The sequence below is a fragment of the Parasporobacterium paucivorans DSM 15970 genome (genome assembly GCF_900141895.1).
GTDB classification, from domain to species: Bacteria; Bacillota; Clostridia; order Lachnospirales; family Lachnospiraceae; genus Parasporobacterium; species Parasporobacterium paucivorans.
The window spans coordinates 87,564-111,690 of sequence record NZ_FQYT01000005.1 but is presented as its reverse complement, the minus strand read 5'-3'; the positions used below and the strand labels follow the sequence as shown (position 1 = coordinate 111,690).

The following is a 24,127-nucleotide window of genomic DNA, read 5'->3' as shown; positions in this document are numbered from 1 at the left end:
TTTCATTTATTTAAACAACGAAAAGATATAATGGGCAGCCGTGGTGAGTCCCAGGCTATATACGGCTATTGACATCGGCTTTCCAAGTACAATTATTGAAATAAATTTTTTGAGGTGCATTTCCGTCAGGCCTGCAATATAGCATAACAGATCATCCGGGGCTCCGGGAAAGAAAATAGCCAGAGCAAACATTCTGTCAAACTTCTTTCCCCTCCCGGCCCAGCTTATATATTTGTCATAGGCTTTCCCACCAGCCATGCCTTTCACGAATTTCTGCCCAAATCTCTTTGAAAGCATAAACGCAAAAACGGAGCCGATGCAGATACCGATATAACTATATAAAAATCCCAACCACGGTCCGAAAGCAATAATACCGGCAATACCTCCGATTGATGTGGGCAACGGGGGGACAACAACTGAAATAATCTGGATTATTACAAACACTAAGGCTGACCACACACCAAAACCGACGATAAATTTGTGGAAATTTTCAGCCGAAGAAAACATTCCCGTCCGAAAACCGTAAAACACAAAGATACCGACTGCTGCCAAGCCTATATATGAACTGAATTTCATAAAATTATATTTCGGTTTTTTCGTCTCCATCTTTTCTCACATCCTTTTTTATTCAGCTTTCATTGCAATCTGTTATTTTTTATTTCCAAACAGCTCCTTAAACCGTTTCACTGCATATTTTCCGATATCAAGCAGCCATCTTCCCAGGGTGTTAAATGGTTTTCTTTTCCACAGATAGATTTTAACGATCAATAAAAGCAGGATTATAACAGTGCCTGCAATTATCAGAACAACAGCAGCCGGATTCTCTTCGTACATCGCATTTGCAAACAGCTGTACTGTTGCCACATACCTCGCAAGATAGGTGTTCGCCGGTGAAGGAAGCTCCACGATTGTCGCAGCCTTGGAATCACCAAGATTTTCGATAATATAATGGTAATAGCTGTTTTCCGTTAAAAGCTCTGCCCCTGCACCTCCAGTTATAAGATAACGCACGCCGTCCCTGGTGTACTCCATATAGCTGTGGATATGTGACAGATACACCGTATCCACGTGATAGGTGCTCATCAGGTTTTCAAACTTAGCCGCCTCCACCGGATCCTGAAACCCGTGATTCATGCTTTTGCTTATACTGTAGTTATTTAATTTCTGCTCCAGCCAGCTCGCATTATTTTTAATCTCATTTACGTAATTTGGAATTTCATTTTTTGTCACGCCGCTTCGCGGATCCTTTGGCGGTATATGACTGATAACAAAAATACGTTTACCCTGTGCCCTTTTCAAATCGTTTTCCAGCCAGGTATATTGTTTGTCTGATATCGCCTGTTTTTGGGCCCATCCCGGTGATGAATCCAAAAACACAAAATGACTGTCTGCGAAATCAAAAGAATAATAGGCAGGACCATACAACATGGTATAGGTGTTACGCCCATTTCCTCGGATGTCGTGGTTGCCCAGAGTCGTGCAAAGCGTTGTGGAGAGGTTTCCCACCGTTTTATTGAACAATCGGTACTGGTTTGCTTTCCCGCTGAATACAAGATCGCCATTATCGATAACAAATACAGGCTCTAATGCATTTGACTGCTGAATAATCTGTGCAAATATGTCATATCCATCCCGGTTATCCCCAAGTATCAGATATTTATGTTTTCCCGCCGGCTCTACCGGTTCGATGTCGATACTCTCACCGGCATGCAATGCTACACTTAGCTGCAAGGTATTGACCGTCACCTTTGCAGTCGGCAGATTGTTCGCAATGATGCTGCCTGCATAATAATCAGGGTTTATGTTTTCAAGTCTCAATGAGATATTTTGCGCTGTCTTTCCCTTGATTTTCAAAGACGGCAAAGGTGACAGCGCCCTAATGACAAGGCTTTCTGATCCATTTTTTTCCTTTTGGATTCCTTTGATAAAACCGCCATAAACGGTGACTTCTGCATTTCCCATTTGATAGGTTGATGAAGAATCGTCCGGATTAAATTGAAGCGGGATGCTTGCAAAGTCGTTGTTTATTTTATACGAACTCACAGTATTGTATATAAAGGAACCTATCCCGGCCGCAAGGCATACGCATAAGGTAATTATAGCTATGTTGATGATTTTTTTCATTTTCATAGTCACACCTCACTTTTTTTCTTTTCCTGCTTTCAACCGTATGTATTCTAAAATTATCAAAACAATTATCGCCACATCGATAATGATGATTGGAACCATAATTGGTGACTGGGTATGTACATAGCTGTATATTTCGTAAGCAATAAAAAGTCCGAATACGGCCACCGCCGGAAGGTATGCCCACGTTTTTTTCTTCCACAGAAACCATATTACTATCAGCTTGGTTATTCCATGCAGCAGCATGTATATGGCAACGGAATGCTGTGAGTTGATTGAAAGGTTTTGTCCTAACCTTACGAGGTAATTCATTATAAAATCATTTGGATCTTCTCTTAATTCAGGAATGGCGACAAGCCGTATAAGCCTGTTGAGCCAATCATGATTCAGAACAATCATCATTAAACCGCCGACAAATTCAATCAGCGCATTTATAGCTTTGATGGCCAATCCTGCATAGAAGCCGATATCCAGACCATTTATCTTTTCAGGCGATCTATTCACAATCTCCGCCACCCTTCATTATTAAGATCTACCCCTTCGTCGCAGCGTAAACCTGACCCTTTTTATATCAATCACATTGAACCTGGCCATTTTTAGATAGCACAGCGCTGCCGGGACGAAAATTACCTGGAATAAGACTAATGTAATTATATAATTATTTGGTTCATTTGTAAAACCGGACACATATGCCAGAACAATGCCTACCCCTGCGTTTCCAATTGTCCTCCCAATACCGCCTATGAGATTAGCCAGGCTGAAAACCGTGGCTCTGTGTTCCGGAAGGTTTACTTCCGTTATGAGCGCCATCCAATTAGGGGTATTGGCCGACTGGGCTGCCGCTGCGACAAAGGATAGTACGAACATCAGCATAAGCCACGGATTCAGGATTATTTCCTTCAAAAGCTGCAACAATACCATGATTTGATTGCCATTATCAGGCAGTGATAAATTCTTCATCGGAATCATAAACATCGCTATATATGCAGGTGCGGCCAGAAAAACAGCGATTGCAGCCAGATATGCTCTTCCCTTATACGTTCTGCGCTGGAAAACATCGCCCAGATGTCCGAAATACGAAGATGTAAGGCCTCCAAGCTGGAACATGGCAAAAAGATATCCTGAGGCAATAACAGCGGTTTGGACACTGAATCCGGCATGCTCTATTTTAGATATATATAATGTAGGAAGCCAGATCAGAGTACCCGTTGCAATGTTCATGAAAAAACCCTGAAAAAGGAGCCAGATATTACTAGGCTTTGAAATGATTCCATTCAGCTGTTTAATTTCAATTTTGTAGTTATAATTAAGTCCTTTTTCCTTGAGTTCTTTCAATTCAGGTTCCGATTCACCCATATCCGGTTCTCTTACAAACAAATATAAGGGTAAAAGAAGAAAACCGATCACACCTACGATTTCAAAAGGAATTCTCCAGCTTGTCGAAGAAGCTATCAACGATGCCATCAATGCTCCTGCAATCCCGCCAAAACCCTGCGACATGCCCCAAAGACTTAAAAGCATTCCTCTGTACCTGTTAGGTATATAATCGGTTAATATGCTGTATCCTATGGACGCTATACACCCCAAGCCTACCCCGGTAAATATCTGTAAAACAAGAAGCTGTGCATAGTTTCTGGAAAACGATGTCAGAAAGACCGATACTGCCCAAATGACCGTACCAATTATTATATATTTTTTACGGTTTCCTTTCCCAGCCAGATATCCCCAGTAGACAGACGATACACAGGTAACCAGTATATTGGCTGCTGATACATATCCTAAAGCCGAAACATGCACATCGAAATCTTTTGCAATCAGTGAAAACAACGGCGGAAAAAGTCCGATAACAATATTGTCGAAGGCTGCCAAGCCTATAAACACACTTATGGTGTATATTATTCTAATTTTTTTTCTATTGAATGCCATTACACCTCCATAGTTTTTCCCTTTATATTTCCAACCCCAGAATAAACTCAACTATGTTCTTGGCTGTATCAGGATTAGAATACTGTCTTTGAGATTTTTTTATTAGATTCAATTTCCTGGCATTATCAGAAAGCAAATCACTGATCACTTTTTGCAGATTTCCCTCATCTTTGCAAACCACTCCAAGATCATTTTTCAAAGCATAATCTGGATTTCCTTCCTCCTGTCCAGGTAACGCACCTACAATTACAAGTGGGACGTTGCAGGATACTGCCTCCATCATGACATTAGGACTTCCTCTTGTAATGGCAATATCTGAATCCATCATTAGGTCTTGAATATGATTGATAAACCCATATATCTCAACCCTTTTCCCATATTTCCCCAGCAAAGCACTCTCCAGTCTCCTTCTTGCTGCAATATTCTTACCAGCGACAATCTTTACTGTACAATTAAAATTATCTAGGAGAATCGAAGCTATTCTGCTCATATTTCCAGAGCCTTCACCCCCGCTCATGACCAGGCATTTCAAAGGTCTGTCCGATTTATATTCCTTTTCTTCCTGTGATCCCGCCTCATCCTTATAAAACCTCGATCGCACCGGGAATCCCAAAACCTTTATCTTTTCCTCTTCCACATTTAATCGCATGCATACTTCTTTGGCTTCAAAGGTAGGGCAAATAACATAATCCGCTCTGGGATCAGCCCATAATGGTGTTATATTTACCAAATCCGCCAGGAGGGTGATGAACGGAATCTTGAGGTTGTTGTGTTCCAGCACATTCAGTACAGAACCATTGAAATTCGGATGAACCGTTAGAATCATGTCGGGTTTTACCTTCTCCAGCACCTCTAACAGATTTTCCTTTATGATTATTTCTATGGCATCGTTAATTAATGAAGGCTGCGCCAGAGTTATTTTCCAGATTATTTTCCATAGATCTTTGGCGTTTCTGGTAATTGGCCCATATGATTTTGCCACTTGGAGCAAAGGCTTCCCTCCGAATGAAAACCCATCAAAAATATGAACTTTCAAATCTTCATATTGTGCAAATTCTTCACACAATGCCTCCGTTATGCTTTTATGTCCATGTCCGGTATGGTCTGAGGAAATAATCAATAAATTTTTTATCATGTTATGACTCCTATAAATTTATTTTTTCTATGATTCGTTTATCCTAAATTTTGCGCTAATATAAATATGAGATGGCCTTACCACAAACATCTGCATTACCTGGATAATGCACATGGTGTTATTATACCAATATTTCTCGTCTTTTTGTTAAGCAAATACAAAAAAAAGAGAGTAATCTCCAAATCAGCCTTTCGTAAATATTATTTAATGATTATAATCGTCTTAAATGAGATTTTAATGAGAACGAGACTGCAATAAAAGGACCATGGGAATCATCTGATAAAATGTTATGCTTCTATCGGCAGCTCAACCATCATTTTCGTCCCTTTTCCAATCTCACTTTCTGCCTCAATTCTTCCATTATGTATATCCACTATCCATTTCACAAGCGACAAACCAAGTCCTGAACCTCCAATTGACCTTGACCTGGCTTTGTCCACCCTGTAAAAGCGGTCGAAAACCTGAGCGAGGTCTTCTTCCGGTATTCCGATGCCTTCGTCGGATATCTCAATAACAACCTTTTTATCTAATGCCCAGTATTCTATTTCGATTTTTGTATCCTGAGGCGAATACTTTATGCTATTGTCCATGATCGCCCTGAGCATCTGTTTGATCAGCCTTCGGTCCCCTTCCATTTGAAGTTGCGGATAGGCGCTGCAAAAGATATGATGTTTTTCATCTACGAGAGTGCTCTCCTTAACAAGCTCTTTTATCAGATCATTCACCCAGAATTTTGTTTTTTCCACTTTATAAATTTCATTGTCGCCTTTTGACAGAAAAAGCAGCATGTCCAGAAGACCGGTCATATTTGCCAGTTCAACCTTTATGGACGAGATACTTTCATTTAGTACTTCTCTATCCCCCTTGCCCCAGCGGTCGAGGACATCAATATAGCCTTTGATAACCGCCAACGGCGTAGCTAATTCATGAGAGGCATCCAATGTAAATCGATTCTGTTTTTCGTAGGAATGCTGGATTCTGCCAATGAGGTCATTAAAAGTATCCGAAAGCCTTTTCAGCTCATCATCCGGCCCATCTATATGGATTCTGGCAGAAAGGTCGCTGGCACTGATCTTTTTCGCCTGGTTTGTAATCTTGTCAATAGGGCTTAACGCTCTTCTGCTGATGATGTAGCCGACTATTATTGCCAACAGCAATACTACGACATCCATTATGAGCATGATTACGGCAAGTACACGGAGAAAATCCTCTTCATTGTCCATATCCTTTACGATTTGAACAGTGATTGTCTCGCCACCGTCCAAGATAAGGATATTATTCAGATACATGATTTTATTATTTCCTGATTCGCCTTTCAGGGTTCTGCCAATCGTGGATGTATCTACAGCAGGCAAATTATAAAGCTCGCCCGTGTTATAGAGGCTCCTGTCGTTGTATATAAGATTAATATCTGTGTTTTCGGCAATCTGTGAGAGATTTTTCAAATCAATATTGGGGATGTCATTTAATGTTTTTACATCGGTCGCTATAGCCTGATCGACTCGCCAAAGCTGTTGGGCCGAGGTCTGGTTTATATAGTAATTAATACTGAACAGGGTTGCGAAATTCACCAATGCGAGTGCCGTAAAAAAAAGCACTGCATAAGTAAGCGTCAATCTATGCGATATTTTAGTCGGCCTGAATTTAAACATATTTTCTCTACTCCTTAAGTGAATAACCCACACCCCGGACTGTGTGAATAAATTTTGTCTCGTAAGGATAGTCGATTTTATTCCTCAGATATCTGATATAGACATCCAGGACATTGCTGTCCCCTACAAAATCATAGCCCCAGACATGTTCAAGAATCTGATCCCTGGTTAGTACAAGACCTTTATTCCGAAGCAAATACTCGAGCAGATCATACTCGGTTTTAGTAAGTTCAATGCAATCCCCCTGTTTTATAACCTCTCTGGTCAAAAGATTTATGCTCAAATCAGCCAGCTCCAATATTTTCTGTTCTCCAGTTTTGGCCTTGCTTCTCCTGAGACCTACCCTGATTCTCGCCAGCAGCTCTTCCATTTCAAATGGCTTGGTGACGTAATCATCGGCCCCAAGATCCAACCCAATCACTTTATCTGTGATGTCTCTTCTTGCTGTCATCATGATAATCGGTATGTCCGAGCCTTTGCGTACCTTTCTGCATACTTCCATGCCGCTGATTTCAGGAAGCATTAAATCAAGCAAAATGATTCCATACTGACCGGTCTGAAACTTTTCAAGTCCTTCCTTCCCGTCAAAGGCTATGTCATAGGTGTATCCTTCATGCATAAATTCAAGTTCCAATATTCTTGTAATCGCCTTATCATCTTCAATTATCAGAATGTCTTTGTTCTTCAACAATTACCACCTCACTGGCAAAGGAATCAGAACAATAAATGCCCTAATTCCAACCTTTGGATTTCGTTTATGTATGCTGCATATATATAATCTACTATACACTTTTTAACAACTTTTTCAAAGCTTTTAATCTGCCACTTCGGCAGTACCTTTTGCTTTTTCAATCTGGAACGTCATCGGCTGGAAATCTTTTGCGTGGAGCTGGATATCAAAGGTCAATCCATTTTTAGAATTTCCGTAAAGTCCGTTCATGTTCATGTAATAATGTCCTGCTTCTGAAACCTTATTGTCAAAGTGGATAGTCTTCGTTTCTCCTGCATTCAGGGTTAATCCATTCAGTACCTGGTAATAGGACTCCAGTGTTTTATCAACCTTATCGGTCATCGTATAATAGATATCAAAATTGTTTAAATCCGTGTTTCCGTTGTTTGTCATCGTAATTTCCAGATGATCCGCCGTTGCATTGTCTTCTACCTTGGCATCTGTAACTGTCACTTCCAGCGGTGCGGTGCTTGTCTCTTTCATTAAGTTTTCCGTTTTTAATGGTTCCTTATCCTGCTTGTCGTTGACTCCGTCACCGTCTGAATCGGAAGTGTATGGATTGGTTCCATATGTTTTCTCCACTGAATCCGGCATGCCATCCCCGTCGGTGTCCGTTGAACTTTTCGTGTTTGTGCCTGAAGTGACTGCCGGTAAAGTGGCAGCCGTACTGGAGCTGTTTCCTGATGAGCATCCGGCAAGCGCAAATGCCGAGAGTGAAAGGATAAACGCAACCGTAAAGGTTGTCTTCCATGTTTTGCCCGTATTGATTTTTTTATTCATTTTTATTTCCTCCAAATTACTTATTGTTTTCAGTTTGATTGATATATATTTTCACGCCTTAAAAAAGCGATATAGGTAAGCAGCCAAATGGCAACGCTCGGTGCAAGCAGCCCCAGCAGATTGATCCATTTCAAGCCAACAACCTCCCAGGGTGTATTGGTTTCAAAACCTGGCTTCACGTTTAAAAGTGCATAGCTTATTCTTTCATAATGTTTGGTTGGCGACATCTCTTCCACCCCGTCTCTGAGCGTTTCATAGAATTTGAATTTCTGAAGCACCTGATGCTCCTGATCTCTGGACATTCCCATCGTGCTGAAGAAGCCTCCCGGTATTTGATTGTCCATGTCCATAGTATCGCCTATCTGGGGTAAAACAAAGGACAGTACAAGCCATACGATTACGGTTATAAGGAGCGCCCGGCTTCCTTTCGTGGAGACCGTCGCGATCCCCATGCTTAATACGGTAAAAAAGGTCATATACAGGAAAGACATTCCAAAAAACAACAACATCCTCGCCACTTCACTGGCCGTAAGAGCGGCGCCTCCGATGGCTATAAGCGATACAAAAGTAATGATTCCTGTTAAAACTGTGATTCCAGCCAATATGGAAAGGTTTCCCAGAAGTTTCCCGTTGAGAAAGGTATCCCTGAACACACCCCTTGATAAAATCAACCGCAATGTTCCATTTTTATGCTCCTTCGAGATGGAGGTGTTGCCCAGCACAATGGCCAGCAGTGCACCAATCATTCCGATATAATTAACAAACCCTTTTGAGGCGGAAATCGGATTCAGATTCGGCATGGGCGGCAGCTGGGCCTTCCCAAGTGACTGCAGAAAGCTTATAGAATTGTTGTAATTGTCCATTGCGGCCTTTACCTGGCAGGATCCAAGCACGATTGAAACGCCTGTCAGAACCAGAAGCATAGCGAGAATGCTGAGAAACAATTTATTTCTGAAAGCATCTCGCATTTCTTTCTTCGCAATTTCGATAATCATTTCTCACTACCTCCTTCCATGCCTTTTGAATTGAAAAACAGTAAATGCTGCAATCAGGACCAGAATTCCAATCGCCCAGTAGGCAATATTTGAACTGGTTTTCACGGTTGCCGGAATGCTGACCTGGATGCTGCTTGTTTCATCGCTCGCTGCAGTGAAACTGGCCGTAAAATTCCCGGCTGCCTGTGAGCTTGGTACATCGATTTTCATCGTAGCAGTACCTGTTTCTCCAGGCTTTAAATTCATTGTGGTTTCAGCACCCTGGCTGACAACCCATTTATATGGCAGCTCCGGTTTAATCTTAATGTTGTTCAGATCCTTTGATCCGTTATTCGTTACTGAAAAGGTGAATTCACCAGACTTTCCACTCAAAATATCAATTTTATCCAGCATGCTTTTAACAGAAAGTGCATAATCTTTGTTAATCATTATGGAAAGATTAATCACATTTTCTTTCCCATCATCCCGGACAGCTTTCACAGACAGCTTGTCTTCAATGACCGACACATTCCCATTCAGGGTTATGTTCACATCGACCTGGCTGCTCGTACCGGCTGGAACCGTCACGTTTTTTATTGCAGCTCCATTCGAAGAAAAATACAATTCATAACTGTTTGCAGAACCTTCTGTGGTCAGTTTATAGACATGTGGGGCTGCATCGTCATTTCGTATGAAAAGTGCTACCGCTTTGCTTTCTCCAAGTGTCAGATTGCAGCCGGTTAAAAACTCCGTTCCGCTCGCATCTGCTGCAAACACTGTCGAAACGGAGGACACAAGCATAAGTGCCAGCACACTCAAAACCAGCATTGCATTTCTTATCCTGTTCATATCACTTCCTCCTTTTGGGCAGCTTTGTAGGAGAGAAGCAGCACCGCCAATCCAGGTATCAATATTTCTACGATGGCCCCTATCTGCTTAAGAAGCAACGCCCCGATACCGATGTCCGATGTTTCAGGAATCACTTGAAGAAGATCCTTGCCAATATTCTGGAACTGTACGGCTGGCGAAAACAGTTCTATCATTTTTGAAACGGACGTGTCAGATGGAACCTGTGTTACTGTCTGAGAAGCAGCATTTAAAGCATAGGCGAAGTTCCTCTGACTCTCCGCAAGCTGAGGCAGAACGAACGAAATTGCGAGCCATATGATCATCATCAGCATGAACCCGAAAGCGCTGTCATTTGTCTTAATTGAAACATACATTGTTGCTGTATAAAAAACCATCATATAGACAGATGCGAGCAAAAAGAAACCCAGCAATCTTATGATCTCATCTGCACCTGGAGTCATACCTGACACAAAAGTAAACAGCACAAGGTTAAAAATCAGGATGATACCAAGAAGAACGCCAATAACCATCCCCCCGCCCAGAAGTTTTCCTGTCACGATCTGATCCCTGTATACCGGTCGTGCTGCAATTAATTTCAAAGTGCCGTTGTTGCGCTCTCCGCTGAAGGATTCGAAACCGAGAAAAATCGCCACAACCGCTCCAATCATACTTACATAGCTTACGATGTTGCCTAACACGGACAGCGGATAAATCGCTGGCGGGGACGGCAGGGTTGCTGCGCCCTGGCCTTTTAACAGCTGCACAATATCCTGGTATGCCTGCAATTCTTCATTTTTCGTGCTGGATCCTATATAGACTGAGATAACAGACAGCAAGATGAACAGTCCTGTGACAATCAGGAATATATTATCCCGAAATGCGGTTTTCACTTCCTTTCGGGCCAGTGTCATGATACCATTCATCATTTTCCCCCCTCAATTTTAAAGTATATCTCTTCAAGAGATTTTTCTTCCGGGAACTCCTTTTCGATATTTTTGATGGAATCGGCCAGGAGAAGCCTCCCCTTGCTTATAATGCCGATATCCGTACACAGCTTTGTCACTTCTGACAAAAGGTGTGTATTCATGAAAATCGTCGTTCCCCGTTCCTGATTCAGCATAAGCAGTATATCCCTCAATTCTTTTGTTCCCTGAGGATCAAGGCCGGACGTCGGCTCATCCAGAAACAGGATTTTAGGGCTGTGTAAAATTGCCTGTGCTATGCCGATTCTTTGTCTCATGCCCTTGGAATATGTTTTTACTTTGCGGTTTTTCCAATCGGTAAAATCAAGCAGCTTTAAGGTATCTTCAATCCTTGCATCCACGTTCTCCACTCCGGAAAGCCTGCCAAAAAACCTCAGATTCTCCACCGCGGTAAGGTCTCCATACAATGTCACGTTTTCAGGAAGATATCCTATCAGATTTCTTACCTTCAGATTGTCTTTTACCACATCGTAACCGCCAATGGCTGCTTTCCCCGAGGTGGGTAGGATTAATGTTGTCAGCATCGATATTGTGGTTGTTTTTCCTGCTCCGTTATGACCAAGAAATCCAAATACCGAACCTTCCTTTACCTCTAAATTCAGGTTTTCGACCGCTGAAAAATCCCCGTATTTTTTTCCTAAATTTTCTGTCTTCAGCATTACCGTTCCCCCTTAAATTCATTCTACGACTATCGATGAATCTTTCTTGGTTTTCGTCAAATAGACGACAACGCTCAAAATTGTAAGAAGAAAAATAGCCGTCGTTCCTACTGTTCCAAGCCCCAGACCCCCAGCCTTATGTGGCTGCGATAGCAAATCACCGAGAGAGGCGCCTAACGGACGTGTCAGAATATATGCAATCCAAAAAGCAAGCACGGTGTCCAGTTTCAAAAAATAACGCGAAAGTGCTACAATCCCAATCAGTGCTGCAAATATTAGAGCGGATACTCCATATCCCAAGGCAAGCCCTTCTGCGATAAGATCTCCGGCAGCAGTACCTAATGCAAATGTGAACAAAATGGTTATCCAGTAGAATGCTTCTCTTTTTGCCGTTAAAATCGAGTGGATCGACAGGGTTTTTTCATTTGCATACCATATGAAAAATGTGGCTGCTAAGGCGACGGCAAAAAAGACTGTTGTTGTTTCAAGCGGAACTCCAAGATTATCCACCAGATTATCTGTAACCAGCGTGCCCACGATACTGATAAGCACGACTACCAGCCAATAGAGGCCGGGAACATATTTCTTTGATCTGAACTGAAAAAACAATGAAAAAGCCAATAGGCAGGCCATAATCACACTTGTGACTGCAAGTCCAAGGTTTAGGTTTTCACTTAAAAAATCGGCGGCCGTTTCACCCACCGTTGTTGCCAGTATCTTAATTATCCAAAAGAAAATGGTTATTTCAGGCACTTTATTCAACAATTGGCGTACTACGGGTGTATCAATACTGTCTTGCATATTCCTGTTTCTCTCTTTCATCTTGAATCTCCCTTTCGCAATCTATATTAGTTGTCCTGCGGTTTTTGGTACTGCAGTTTATATTGACAAGTCTAAATAGGCAATCTAATAGAGTTATGAACTCAATCTGAGAAATTTCTTATTTGCCAGTTTTCATTGTGTTTTCTTTTGAATCTTTTTCATAAAAAAAACGGTCAAGAGCCTCCTCTCAACCGTTACCTTTTAATAAGTTCTTTGTTCCCGTCTCAATCCCAAAGCATGACTTGTATTTAATGGTCAGCTTGTCGCTGTACACTTCGCCATTTCTCCTGAACAAAATCTATGAACATTTCATATTTCATTAGCCCTTTGATTTTTAATAATTCTAACCTTGTCGGTACGACAAATTCGACTTGATCGAAAATTTCAGGATTATTAATTAATTCAACTCTTACTTTATATTTTCCTGCCCTAATATTGTCAGAAATTTCCAACGTATTCCCATCTATAGTAATTCCTTGACCGTTATTGCCAATTACAGAAAACTTGTATACACCTGACGAATCACCATGTTCAATCGCTGGATATGAATATACGCGTAACTGAATTTTTTTCTCATTCGTCAAAATATACTTATATATAAATGTTTGCGCTGTATTATCAAGCATGATTTTTATGAAAGAAGGGGTAGTTGCTCTGCTGTTTTCAAATACCTCAAGCTCACATAACCCTGGTTGGCTGCCTTCATATTCATTTATTTTGAACTGAACATATTCTATATCTTTCTTGGTTGGAAAGTCTATCCTGGTAGGCTCTCCATTTTTCTTAAGCGGACCAGTATCTATTTGGCTTCCATCGCTAAAAACCAATTGACCTTTTAGTATATTATCTTCCGGGCCAAAATTATCATATAACACCACTGATGAAATATCTTCTGGCCTATCAAATATTACTTTTGCTGATTTTTCCGTATCACTTTTTTCAGGAAGCCAGATGCAATGGTCAAACTCGGCATTTCTCTCCGTAATGTCCGAGCAATCGATCAGCTTAAAATCATTTAAGTACTTGGATTCACCTGACGATGTAATAATCTTTGAATTATACGTGATGCTTTTTGTATCTCTTTCCCAAAAGACCTGATCCGAATTAATAATTTTACCTGCTTTTGCCTTTGCATTTTGGGACTTATGTTTTGTAAGTGCTTCAAATATCAAGTTGCTTCTTTTTGTATAGCTGAGCATTTCGTTTGGTACAGGAAATCTTACTCTATTCTCCCACTCATAGCTTGGTATGTCCAATCTGTAAATCGAGTTCAATACCTTGGCTTTATCTGGCAAAACAGTAGATTCCATATTAATATTATAAAAATCGTCTTTTGCTTTCCATGACGTATTATATGCAAATCCCTTATAAACCAGGGGTGTGTATTGTTCATTTTCTTTTAATATTTCACACATGACTTCCTCAAAAAACAGAGAGGCCGCCCTATGGTCTGGATGCGAATCAAAATCTACTGATATCAATATGTCCGGATGGGTTCTCAGTATTGCATCCTTCAAATTTTTCTTATAATTATTACGGGTATATAAAGAATGGCTGCCATAAAAATCAAAACTGAAATCATTATATGACGCCGTTCCATAAGTTGCATTTTTCCCGATATATGACGTGATTACTTCATTTTCAGGAGCGTTATATATATGCTTATAAATAGTATCCCAAGTGTCACCGTAACCTAAAAAAATCACATTTTCTTCTTTTACACCCAGTGTTTTCAACGAGCTGACCGCCTCGTTTATTCTCACTTCGCTTAAACCATGTTTATCGCCGTTTGTAGTATATAGTACCACGACTTCATTCCCTGCATCAATCAGCGTCCTGATCAATGCGCCTGTCACCATAATTTCGTCATCCTCATGAGGAACTATAACCATTGCCCTTTTTTCTTTCAAAAATTGTAATCCGTAAATGCTATTTGAAAAATCGTTTCCATAACTGCAGTCATCCAGGAAAAGATATGGAATTGATACTGCTATACACAAAATAAATATAAACAGTTTTTCGATACGTCTATTTTTGTGTTTTTTCATGATTCCCCTTCCAGGTTCTAAAGAGCAAATATGATATAGTTAAAGCTTCCTGCTATTAATTCTGTATTTTCGGTCAGAAATACAGCTTAATGCAAACATGATAAAACCGATTACAGACACTGCCATCCCTGCCCTTTTATACGGGGAATTATATCTAATTTCGATATGATGCTCACCCTTATCAATTGGAAATCCAATAAAGGCAGTATTCACTTTTTCATAATTTTGTTTTTTACCGTCCACGATGACATCAAATCCTTTATCAAATGGTATTGTAATTGCAAAATACCCATTTTCCCTTACTTTAATATCCCCAGTTATTTGATTTTCCCCTGTGTTCTTCATATCGACAAGAAAAGGATCCTTTTTTTTGATTGCCTCTCCAACAGCCGCCGCTGATAAAACGTATGCTTCCAAGTCAGATATTTCATATTTGCCCGGGGAAAATTCAACGGTCAGACGATCCGACTTTTTGTTTGATGAAAGAATGTAAACAAACTCACGGTTGCCATTTGGGTACGCAGCCAACCTGCTTGACAGTTTATTTTTTAGTCCATTAATAGTAACAGAGGTATCGACATCCTCTTGATTTTCTTTGTCTGACACCTTGAATTTGACAACCAGAACAGTATCCCTAAGGTTTATATCCAAAGGTATTTCAATGGATGCACCCTGCTTTGCCTTAATATTAAAATGCCCTTCTTCATTTTGTATCAGTACATTTTTTTGATTCTCTATTAACGGCATATTTTCCTTTAAATCAATCCTCTTAAAATCAAAACCGGATGGACTCATTTCTGCATTCACAGCTTTAATTTCTTTGCTTACGATAATATTCTCAAACACTGCTCCCATACCTTGAGGAAAAGATATTTGGTCGAAATTCTTCTGGCTTATTGTCCTGCTTGTTGCAAAGCCAAGCGGCATGGTATTCTGATTTTCATACAATTTATACTCTCCCTTTTGATCAATCAACTTGTACCCTGCTGTGGCGTTCCCTTTTGCGATTACATATTTTACATTCATAAAATTCTGAAAGAAGATATTTTTTGACGAAACACTTATAACCCGATTTCTAGCTACGAACGGGTTATTCATAACATCATAAAAAAATACGTTGTAATCCTTATTATAAGTTGAGGAGTAGATAGAGGTCTGATTATAATGTGCCCCATATACGTAATTGCTGGTAACATTACCATCTGCAATTTCATTTATTCTAAAAAAAGAACTGTCATTTTTTAAAACTTTCTGAATCAGCGAAAGTTTCTCCGGGTTGTTATAATTCATGTATTCATCAACCTTTACCAGTTCATCCTTTGCATTCACAAGTAAGCAATTTAGTGTCGCATAGGAAATGACCAGTAAAAGCAATCCGACAACAAGTATTCCTTTCCTGCAAAACTTTTTTATTTCGAACCTGTTGACTGTCTTTTCGACCTTCCTCAAAAATACTGCCGTTACAAGAATATAAAGGGGCAATAAAGGAATCAGCGCCTTTTCACGAATATAAATGGTTCCGTTAAGCAGATACAAAAAAAGAGGGGATATCAAAAATAAGGTTAAAATAAGTGCTATAATCTTCTCATTTCTTTTCTTGCCAAGCAATGCCGATATCAACGCAATAAGGGAGATGGCAGTCAATCCCAGTGAATATTCCCCCTGCATTAATGCTTTGAAAGGTAATGTTGGAATAATTAACGACAGCCACGAAACGGAACCTCCACCCCTCCCGTTCACGACTACATAAAGTGTGGGCAGCCAAAGCACTCCTGCCATAAAAACCGCGATAGCAATTCCTTTAATAAAAGGAATCAGCCCTTTCGATAATTCCCGCAGACTGGAATCTGGCCTGCTCTTTAAATTTACAAAAGCAGCATAAATCAATAGAGTCAAAATACATCCCACACTAAAAAAGTAGCTTGTCATGATACAGCAGAACGCACCCAAAATAAACATCCCTTTTTTATGAATTCTGCGGTACTGATCCACACCAAAAAGTCCCAAAAATAAAAACGGGAAGTAGTCCACGAACATTATCTGCCGATGTGACTGAAAAATGAGCGGTCCTGCACAAATAAAGCAGATTGCAGCCGTAAATGCTATTTTACGAGGTATTTCATTAGCTGTCAGCCATTTGTAGCATAAGCAGCCGCTTGAAATAACAATGATAATACTCGTTGCCGAAATATAGGCTGTCATAGATACCCATGGAAGTAAATAAGAGAAAAGGACAATTGGACTCAACAGTCCATAGTAGGAGAAATTGTAAATATTTTGCCCGCCACCCAGATTCATTGCAAAATCCGGGAAAAGATTCCCCGTTTCATAGAATTTCTGTCGAAAGTAATCTGGTATAACGCTATGCTGAGAAATCCAGTCTACCCTGGATCCATACAAAAACCCATCTTTTTTAATTATAAGGATTAGTATTGCCGCAAAAATAATCAGCAGTAAATACGCTATTGTATCCTTACCGTTTTTGGTGCTCGGCATTGGTTTTTTCACAAGGTTGCCTCCGAATGTCACTTTGATTTACTTTAATAATTTTTGAAGTATCAAATCCCTTGGAAGCTGCAAATGAAATCAAATCGTTATATAATTCTTCGCTGATCCTGGGTTCCCGGCTCAGAATCCACAGGTAATTCTTTGAACTGCTTGTAACTATGGCAAAACTGTAGTCTTCATTGAGTTTGATAATATTATACTCACTTTTAAACGGTCTGAAGAAACTCACAAGCAATTTCCCCGTACAGTTTTTATCAGGTATCCAGGCGGTCGCCTTCGCAGCTTTTTTTTCGCCGTTTTTCATCCCAGCGTTTACAACCTCGATATTTCCATCCGTTTTAAGATTGTACGTAGCTGTTACATTATCAAGTCCTTTTTCAAATGAATGGGGCAGTCTGGCAATCTCATACCACGTCCCCAGATAACGTTCAAGATTCACATTGCATATTGCAGGGATCTCACTCGTACTGTGTTTTGATCTTCTTCTGAATATTCCCATTTATGCCATCCTCTCTGACCACGGTAACTGGAGGAAAACAATTATTGTTCTTCCTCTTTATATGGATCAATATGAACGTTTACCCTGGTATTATTGAATTTTTCACCAATCTCTTTTTTGAAGCACCCGACAATATCATGGGACTCTCCCACTGTAAGCCTGGAATCAAGGACAATATGAAAATCTATATGTCTTTTGTTCCCTGACTTTCTCGTTTTGAGTTTATGATAATCCATAACCTGGTTGCCCTGATCGGCAATAACCTTCTGAATAATGCTTTCTATTTCCTGTTCCTCTTCATCTGTCAGCCTGACATCGATCAGATATTCGACACCTCTATAGCATAGCTCCCACGCCTCCCTGATAATCAGGAGGGCTACCAGTATGGCTACAATTGAATCCAGAATGTGAAAGCCCGTCACTTTAATAAGCAGTATGCCGACACCTACGCCCAGCGATGTGTATACGTCTGTTTTCAGGTGAAGAGAGTCCGCTTCAAGCGCCATGGAATCTTCTTCTTTTGCAACCTTGTGCAATTGTCTCGAGACGAAAAAATTAACGATTGCGGCAACGACCATTACCCCGATGGCTACATATGCCTGCTCGATCTCTACCGGTTTGGATATCTTTTTTATCGCTTCAAAGATAATCATACCGGAAGCTACAAAAATCAAAAGCCCCTCCGCTACACCTGAGAGATTTTCAATTTTTCCATGTCCATAAGGATGCTCTTTATCGGCAGGCTTTGAAGAACTCCTGACAGAAAAGAATGCCACAATCGATGCCACAAGATCCATTGCCGAATGGATCGCCTCCGAAATAATGCTGACAGAACCGCTCAAAATTCCTGCCACTATTTTAAAGATTATTAATATTGTATTTGAACCTACTGACAGCAGAGCGAACCTACTTTTTTTATCCAATTTTACCATGATAATTTTTCTCCCGGTATAAAGTATTTGCTTGTGTTTTATACAATATACATCGTTTTTAATGACATCACAAGCACAACATGGCATAAAAAAGCACCTATATTAACAGATGCTGATTTCTGACTGACCGGCTATTTATTTTTTGTAAGTTCTTCGAGTTTAATCAGCATTTCGGTCTGGTTTTTAAGTTCCCGCATCTGCTCATCCTGTAAAGTGGCAAGATACGTTAATGTCTTATGGTCTGAATCGGCTTTCGCTTCATTTTGAGATTGGATAACGTTCTGACCAACCATAATTATCGGCAGAAGCACCAGCTGAAGAACCGTTTGCGCGATATATGTCACCCAAATCATTACACTGTTGGATTTAATAACCGGTGGCAGCATAAAAAGATCAAGTATGAAGAACACATATGCGCACCACATGGTACCAACACCATTGGTAATCCTGACCGCAAGCCAGTAATTAAACTTGTATATACCCTTAAACTCTTTATTTATGAGTTCTTCAGGGTGTGTGACATTAGGATGTGTTTTTTCGTCGTTCACTGAATTCATGCAAGCAATCACTCCTCTACATTTTATAGTTTGAATAATCATACCATATCTGTAACTTTCCTGAAATCGAAGAATGTTACCACCTCCCATTTTTATATGGGTGCAGAATTATTTCATATGCTTTCACTCAAACAAATAGCATGTCATGGACATTGACCCCATCGTACATGTGTCATTGAAAATGGAAATCTGGTCATCTTCCCTTGACGCCCCCAACACATAAAGCAGAGGATAAAAATGTTCCGGAGTATAAAATGCCAACTCAGAAGATTTTCCGGCTGACTTATAATCTATTACATCCCGGTATTGCCTTTGTATTATCTTTTGTTTGATATACTCATCAAAATCTTCCGCCCACAGATAACCGTCCTCCATGTTCCAATTTATTTCCGAAAGATTGTGGACCACATTTCCGCTGCCCAAAATCAGAACGCCTCTTTCCCGCAGAGCGCTTATTTCCTGCCCTATTTGGAAATGCATCTCGGCACTGGAATTCCTGTCTATGCTAAGCTGATACACAGGAATGTCCGCCTCAGGGTACATCCTCCTAAGAACGGACCATGTACCGTGATCATAGCCCCAGCTGTTGTCAATCCGCACATCCTTCTTGATCAAATCCCTTGTTATGTGTGAGAGTTCGGGCGATCCCTTGGCTTTGTATTCAACCCTGTATAGTTCATCTGGAAACCCAAACATATCATACACCATTTTGGGGTGAGTCTCATCCATTATTCTGCTTCCATCTGTATACCAATGGGCTGAAACCGAAAGAATTGCCTCCGGTTTTGGGATTCTTCCAGCTATCTTCTGCCAGTTCCTTGTATATACATTATCTTCTACTGCATTCATGGGTGATCCATGTCCAATAAATAATGCCGGCATTTTTTTTCCAGTATTTGCCATATTCATGCCTCCTTTAAATAGTTGAGCAACTAATTTGATTATACAACTATTTCCAGCGCCAATCAATTCCATTGACATATATCACTAGTTAGTAATATACTAAAAATATGAAGAAAAATGAAATATCCTACGGTGCATTAAATGACTCGAATCTAAAGGTGTTTATCTGTTTAAGCAGAGCTACACAGGCGCTTCACAAAAGAGCTGGCAAAATATTTGGCGAAGGAGGTCTGACTACTTCACAATTTGCTGTTCTGGAAGTCTTATACCATAAGGGCGAGCTTACAATCAACGAGATAATTGAGAAAATACTCTCCTCTTCCGGAAACGTGACCGTTGTGATCAATAATCTTGAAAAAGATGCATTGATAGTAAGGCGCATCAATCCTGCAGACAAAAGATCCTGGATGATTTCCATCACGGAAAAGGGGAAACAGCAAATTGAAGAGATCTTCCCTAGCCATCTTAAGGATTTAGGAATAAGTTTTCAGAACCTGACAGAAGAAGAAAAATTAACATTAATTAGTATTGCCAGAAAAATTGAGGTATAATTATATGGAAAGAAGAGATGAAATGAAAAGCAATAAAAAAATTGACATAATCGAATTCACAGATCCTGTCTGTACCTGGTGCTGGGGCAGTGAACCATTTTTACGTAAGCTGGAAACCTGGTATGGAGACCAGCTGGAAGTTAAATATGTGATGGGAGGTCTGGTAAAGGATATAAGAGACTTCTATGACAGCTACAATGACATCGGGAGAGACCCTGAACGGTCAAACAAACAGATCGTAAAACATTGGGTTGAAGCTTCCGAGAGGCATGGAATGCCGGTTGAAAGCGAAGGATTTCATTTGTTTTCGAACGAATATCCATCCACCTATCCTCAGAACATCGCTTACAAAGCAGCCCAGATGGAAAACCAGGTGCTGGCTGACAAGTTTTTAAGGCGGATGCGGGAAGCTTCCTCCGCAGAAGCAAAGCAAACAAGCAGGCCGGAGGTGCAGATCGAATTAGCCTCCGAGGTGGGCTTGGATATATCGAAATTTTTAGAGAGATTATCTGATGGTTCCGCAGAGGCAGCATTCCAGGAAGATTTAAAGATAACTCAGAAATATGGTGTCCGGGGTTTTCCAACCTTTTTAGTAAGGTATGGTGATAAAGAGATTCTGCTGCACAGCTATCAAAGCTTTGAATCCTTTCAGGCTGTAATCAATTCCCTGACTGCGGGATCGGTTACCGGTTCCAGGCCTGAAAAGACTGAAGAAAATGTATTGGGTTTCATATCTAAATATGAGAGAGTGGCACCAATTGAATTGCAAATGTGCTTTGATATGACAACGAGGGAATATACTGAAATGATTGATAAACTTTTGAAAAAGAATCAATGCAGGACAATTCGCGCCGGAAACGGAGTTTTTATAGAGGCGGTTACCAGCCCGCTGTCCTGCGATACCATTTCTGGAGTATGCAGCTTATAGGAATATAAAACCAAGCAAGAAAAGGAGAAAAACACTATGAGTAAAGTATTGTACATTAAAGCAAACGCCAAAGAAAAGGGCCAGTCAAGGACCTTCAAGATTTCAGACAGCTTCATCGAGGAGTACAAAAAACTAAATCCCGACGATGAAATTATCACATTGGATTTGTACAAAGAAGGAGTTACCCTGCTTCCAGTCGGACAGCTTCAGGAACTGCACATTCCCGCTCCAGGATTTGGCAGAGACCATCCAATCCTGAAATATGCATATCAGTTTTTAGAGGCAGACAAATATGTAATCGCAGAACCATTATGGAACCTGAGCATTCCGGCTATCCTCAAAGCTTATATCGATTATATTTCCGTTACCGGAATCACCTTTAAGTATACGGCGACAGGTTCAGTGGGATTATGCACAGGCAAAAAAGCCGTTAACATTTCTGGCAGAGGAGGCGATTATTCAGCAGGTCCCGCCGCAACCTTTGAAATGGGTGACAGATATCTACGGACAATACTTGGCTTCCTGGGAATTATTGATTTCACAACTATCGCAGCAGATGGTTTAGACGTCATTGGAAATGATGTTGATGCTATCGTTGGAGCGGCTATAGAGAAAGCGAAGGAATTTGCAAAAACGTTTTAAGACTTTTTTTCTGAATGCTGTTCTGCCTGCATTCGGTCATGATGTGTGGAATTCCTTTTGCACGAATGTATGCCTGAATATATAATTGAAATGAATCAGAATATTGTGAAAAGGTGGTGGCGTAATGGACTTTATAACGGAATCAGCTGACATTTTTGAGAACATACTTACTTTTGATGACTATCTTCAGGATCCAGCCAAGCAAGACTTCGCGATAGGCTTAATTACAGAAGGCATAAATTTTGTAGCTGTGAAGAAAGAACAGGGATATAGTTTTTACCCAAGCAGATTTATAGGTTATAAAAACAACAGCTATGATGCCCATACAAAATACAATCGTGAGGCAAGGGATACGGGCCCGGCTATAAGCCAGATATTAAAACACAATCCCAATCCCTCACAAGATTTGGAAACAGAATACATGAATTTTTGCAAAGAGTTAGGATTCACTGCAAAGAGCAAGGGAGCCGGCGGGGTTGAACGAAAATTTTGGATTACCCGCATCGAAACATGACACTTTAGGATTTACCAATCCAAAAGGACCGGAGACTTTTAAACAGAAAAGTCTCCGGCTCTTTTTCCACCAAATATTCACCTGACATGTTCCTCACCTCTCCCGAATTGTCACCTTGACCACATCTCCTGGATGCTTTCCGATTTTCGCCCTGATTTCCTTTCTGATTCCGATAATGTGGCAAGGCGTTTTCATTTTCACAAGACTGCCGGTGTATGGTTCCCCATCGAAAGTAGCCCTTACGGGCACTCTGCCCTTTCCAAACTCTGCCTTCACGTCAAAAGGGATCTCTATGTAGGCGCCATCCATATCCGGCACTTTTTTGATTTCAGCTTCAAACTCATAAACCCTATCATTCATCTGGAATTCACCTCTCCTTACTCATAATTCATATTATATTCATATATCGAAATAAAAACAATGCCCGGTTAAAGCAATGCGCTCTACCCGGGCAGTATCTATCTGGTATGTTCAATTTCTGATTATTTTGATACAGGTGCAATTCCAGCCAAATCAAGAATGTCCGGAACCTTGCTTTCCCAGCCTAATGCCATGATGTGTACGCCCTGGCAATAGTCCTTGCATTCTCTAATGATCCGGGCGGAGATTTCAACTCCGGTGATGCCTGCTTTCGTTTTCTCTTTGTCCTGCTGCAATTCCGCAATCATTTCATCGGGAACATGAACGCCTGCTACGTTTGCATTCATATATCTGCACATGCCTACATTTTTCGGGATGATGATGCCCAATTGAACCGGCACGCCAAACTGTTTTGCTTTTTCCATGAACTGGATGAATTTTTCCGGCTCATATACACCCTGGGTCTGGAAATATTCAGCTCCGGCTTTCACCTTCTGCTCCATTTTCGCCAGCTGTATATCCACAGAGTCGCTGCATGGAGACACGACTGCACCTTTGGCGAACTTGGGAGGTTCTCCATCGAGAGGATTGCCTGCCAGATCGAAGCCTTCTTCCAATCTTTTCACCGTGTGGAGCAAAGATACAGAGTCCAGGTCGAAAACTGGTTTCGCCTGCGGATTATCCCCAAAAGTGGTGTAATCTCCTGTCAACAACAACAGATTATCGATGCCAAGCAGGGCAGCACTCAAGATATCGGACTGCAGGGCAATACGGTTTCTGTCCCGGCAGGTTATCTGAAAGATTGAGTTATGTCCCTGATCCTTCAATACTTTACAGGTAGCCAATGAGCCAAGTCGCATTACGGAGGACTGATTGTCCGTCACGTTCACCGCATGAACCCGGTCCTTTAAATATGTATTCGCTTCTTCAATCAAATGTTCTATATGAAACCCTTTTGGTGGTCCCACTTCTGCCGTTACTACAAATTCGCCACGTTGAAACAATTCGGTTATTCTCATTTATTATCACTCCTACTCATCATATTCTT

At 40.7% G+C, this 24,127-nt stretch carries 25 protein-coding genes; 4 read left to right on the top strand and 21 right to left on the bottom strand.

The window, feature by feature from the left end; genetic code table 11:
- Nucleotides 1–6: 6 nt before the first annotated feature.
- The 19 genes from BUA79_RS03255 to ygiD all read right to left on the bottom strand — a co-directional run bounded on the left by BUA79_RS03255 (nucleotide 7) and on the right by ygiD (nucleotide 20,084).
- The gene (locus BUA79_RS03255) at nucleotides 7–606 is read right to left on the bottom strand and encodes a TVP38/TMEM64 family protein (protein ID WP_073992923.1); all 600 of its coding nucleotides are present in this window, start codon (nucleotides 604–606) and stop codon (nucleotides 7–9) included.
- A 42-nt stretch (nucleotides 607–648) separates the two neighbouring features.
- Entirely contained in the window at nucleotides 649–2,130 is a 1,482-nt protein-coding gene (locus tag BUA79_RS03250; protein WP_073992922.1) for a metallophosphoesterase family protein, read from the bottom strand.
- Between the two features lie 9 nt (nucleotides 2,131–2,139).
- Nucleotides 2,140–2,631, bottom strand: a complete 492-nt coding sequence (locus BUA79_RS03245) for a DUF2127 domain-containing protein (RefSeq protein WP_073992921.1) — start codon at nucleotides 2,629–2,631, stop codon at nucleotides 2,140–2,142.
- A gap of 21 nt (nucleotides 2,632–2,652) precedes the next feature.
- Nucleotides 2,653–4,053 (bottom strand): MFS transporter, encoded by a 1,401-nt coding sequence (locus tag BUA79_RS03240; RefSeq protein WP_178138522.1) that lies wholly within the window; start codon nucleotides 4,051–4,053, stop codon nucleotides 2,653–2,655.
- A gap of 22 nt (nucleotides 4,054–4,075) precedes the next feature.
- Nucleotides 4,076–5,188 carry an MGDG synthase family glycosyltransferase gene (locus BUA79_RS03235; protein WP_073992920.1) on the bottom strand — a complete coding sequence of 371 codons (1,113 nt, stop codon included), beginning with the start codon at nucleotides 5,186–5,188 and terminating at the stop codon, nucleotides 4,076–4,078.
- 287 nt (nucleotides 5,189–5,475) lie between these two features.
- Nucleotides 5,476–6,840: a sensor histidine kinase gene (locus BUA79_RS03230; protein ID WP_073992919.1), complete on the bottom strand. Its 1,365-nt coding sequence runs from the start codon at nucleotides 6,838–6,840 to the stop codon at nucleotides 5,476–5,478.
- Nucleotides 6,841–6,847: 7 nt separating this feature from the next.
- The gene (locus tag BUA79_RS03225) at nucleotides 6,848–7,528 is read right to left on the bottom strand and encodes a response regulator transcription factor (protein ID WP_073992918.1); all 681 of its coding nucleotides are present in this window, start codon (nucleotides 7,526–7,528) and stop codon (nucleotides 6,848–6,850) included.
- A gap of 126 nt (nucleotides 7,529–7,654) precedes the next feature.
- Complete coding sequence (locus BUA79_RS03220; RefSeq protein WP_073992917.1) at nucleotides 7,655–8,350, bottom strand: thrombospondin type 3 repeat-containing protein; 696 nt, start codon at nucleotides 8,348–8,350, stop codon at nucleotides 7,655–7,657.
- 29 nt (nucleotides 8,351–8,379) lie between these two features.
- A complete protein-coding gene (locus tag BUA79_RS03215; protein WP_073992916.1) occupies nucleotides 8,380–9,345 on the bottom strand; it encodes an ABC transporter permease in 966 nt (321 codons plus the stop codon).
- 6 nt (nucleotides 9,346–9,351) lie between these two features.
- Nucleotides 9,352–10,173, bottom strand: coding sequence for a COG1470 family protein (locus BUA79_RS03210; RefSeq protein ID WP_073992915.1), 822 nt, complete (start codon nucleotides 10,171–10,173; stop codon nucleotides 9,352–9,354).
- Complete coding sequence (locus BUA79_RS03205) at nucleotides 10,170–11,096, bottom strand: ABC transporter permease (protein WP_073992914.1); 927 nt, start codon at nucleotides 11,094–11,096, stop codon at nucleotides 10,170–10,172. Before BUA79_RS03205 ends, BUA79_RS03210 begins: the two co-directional genes overlap by 4 nt.
- Nucleotides 11,096–11,815 carry an ABC transporter ATP-binding protein gene (locus BUA79_RS03200; RefSeq protein ID WP_073992913.1) on the bottom strand — a complete coding sequence of 240 codons (720 nt, stop codon included), beginning with the start codon at nucleotides 11,813–11,815 and terminating at the stop codon, nucleotides 11,096–11,098. The genes BUA79_RS03205 and BUA79_RS03200 overlap by 1 nt, the downstream gene beginning before the upstream one ends.
- 18 nt (nucleotides 11,816–11,833) lie before the next feature.
- Nucleotides 11,834–12,637 carry a COG4705 family protein gene (locus BUA79_RS03195; protein ID WP_073992912.1) on the bottom strand — a complete coding sequence of 268 codons (804 nt, stop codon included), beginning with the start codon at nucleotides 12,635–12,637 and terminating at the stop codon, nucleotides 11,834–11,836.
- A gap of 248 nt (nucleotides 12,638–12,885) precedes the next feature.
- Nucleotides 12,886–14,685, bottom strand: coding sequence for a PIG-L family deacetylase (locus BUA79_RS03190; RefSeq protein ID WP_073992911.1), 1,800 nt, complete (start codon nucleotides 14,683–14,685; stop codon nucleotides 12,886–12,888).
- 39 nt (nucleotides 14,686–14,724) lie between these two features.
- The gene (locus BUA79_RS03185; protein WP_073992910.1) at nucleotides 14,725–17,193 is read right to left on the bottom strand and encodes a YfhO family protein; all 2,469 of its coding nucleotides are present in this window, start codon (nucleotides 17,191–17,193) and stop codon (nucleotides 14,725–14,727) included.
- Nucleotides 17,159–17,692, bottom strand: coding sequence for a lipocalin family protein (locus BUA79_RS03180; RefSeq protein WP_073992909.1), 534 nt, complete (start codon nucleotides 17,690–17,692; stop codon nucleotides 17,159–17,161). The genes BUA79_RS03185 and BUA79_RS03180 overlap by 35 nt, the downstream gene beginning before the upstream one ends.
- Nucleotides 17,693–17,733: 41 nt before the next feature.
- Nucleotides 17,734–18,624: a cation diffusion facilitator family transporter gene (locus BUA79_RS03175; RefSeq protein ID WP_073992908.1), complete on the bottom strand. Its 891-nt coding sequence runs from the start codon at nucleotides 18,622–18,624 to the stop codon at nucleotides 17,734–17,736.
- A gap of 131 nt (nucleotides 18,625–18,755) precedes the next feature.
- Nucleotides 18,756–19,181, bottom strand: coding sequence for a hypothetical protein (locus tag BUA79_RS03170; protein ID WP_094757273.1), 426 nt, complete (start codon nucleotides 19,179–19,181; stop codon nucleotides 18,756–18,758).
- 123 nt (nucleotides 19,182–19,304) lie between these two features.
- Nucleotides 19,305–20,084 carry a 4,5-DOPA-extradiol-dioxygenase gene (gene ygiD / locus BUA79_RS03165; RefSeq protein WP_073992907.1) on the bottom strand — a complete coding sequence of 260 codons (780 nt, stop codon included), beginning with the start codon at nucleotides 20,082–20,084 and terminating at the stop codon, nucleotides 19,305–19,307.
- A 107-nt stretch (nucleotides 20,085–20,191) separates the two neighbouring features.
- Between ygiD and BUA79_RS03160 the strand changes: the two genes are divergently transcribed.
- From BUA79_RS03160 to BUA79_RS03145, 4 genes are all read left to right on the top strand, one after another.
- Nucleotides 20,192–20,635 (top strand): MarR family winged helix-turn-helix transcriptional regulator, encoded by a 444-nt coding sequence (locus BUA79_RS03160; protein WP_073992906.1) that lies wholly within the window; start codon nucleotides 20,192–20,194, stop codon nucleotides 20,633–20,635.
- A 4-nt stretch (nucleotides 20,636–20,639) separates the two neighbouring features.
- Nucleotides 20,640–21,563, top strand: coding sequence for a DsbA family oxidoreductase (locus tag BUA79_RS03155; RefSeq protein WP_242941630.1), 924 nt, complete (start codon nucleotides 20,640–20,642; stop codon nucleotides 21,561–21,563).
- A gap of 36 nt (nucleotides 21,564–21,599) precedes the next feature.
- A complete protein-coding gene (locus tag BUA79_RS03150) occupies nucleotides 21,600–22,205 on the top strand; it encodes an FMN-dependent NADH-azoreductase (protein WP_073992905.1) in 606 nt (201 codons plus the stop codon).
- 124 nt (nucleotides 22,206–22,329) lie between these two features.
- Nucleotides 22,330–22,719, top strand: coding sequence for a hypothetical protein (locus tag BUA79_RS03145; protein ID WP_073992904.1), 390 nt, complete (start codon nucleotides 22,330–22,332; stop codon nucleotides 22,717–22,719).
- Nucleotides 22,720–22,812: 93 nt separating this feature from the next.
- Here the strand turns inward: BUA79_RS03145 and BUA79_RS03140 are convergent, their stop codons facing one another.
- Nucleotides 22,813–23,079, bottom strand: coding sequence for a DUF1905 domain-containing protein (locus BUA79_RS03140; RefSeq protein ID WP_073992903.1), 267 nt, complete (start codon nucleotides 23,077–23,079; stop codon nucleotides 22,813–22,815).
- A 122-nt stretch (nucleotides 23,080–23,201) separates the two neighbouring features.
- Nucleotides 23,202–24,098, bottom strand: a complete 897-nt coding sequence (locus BUA79_RS03135; RefSeq protein ID WP_073992902.1) for a methylenetetrahydrofolate reductase — start codon at nucleotides 24,096–24,098, stop codon at nucleotides 23,202–23,204.
- Nucleotides 24,099–24,127: the final 29 nt, after the last annotated feature.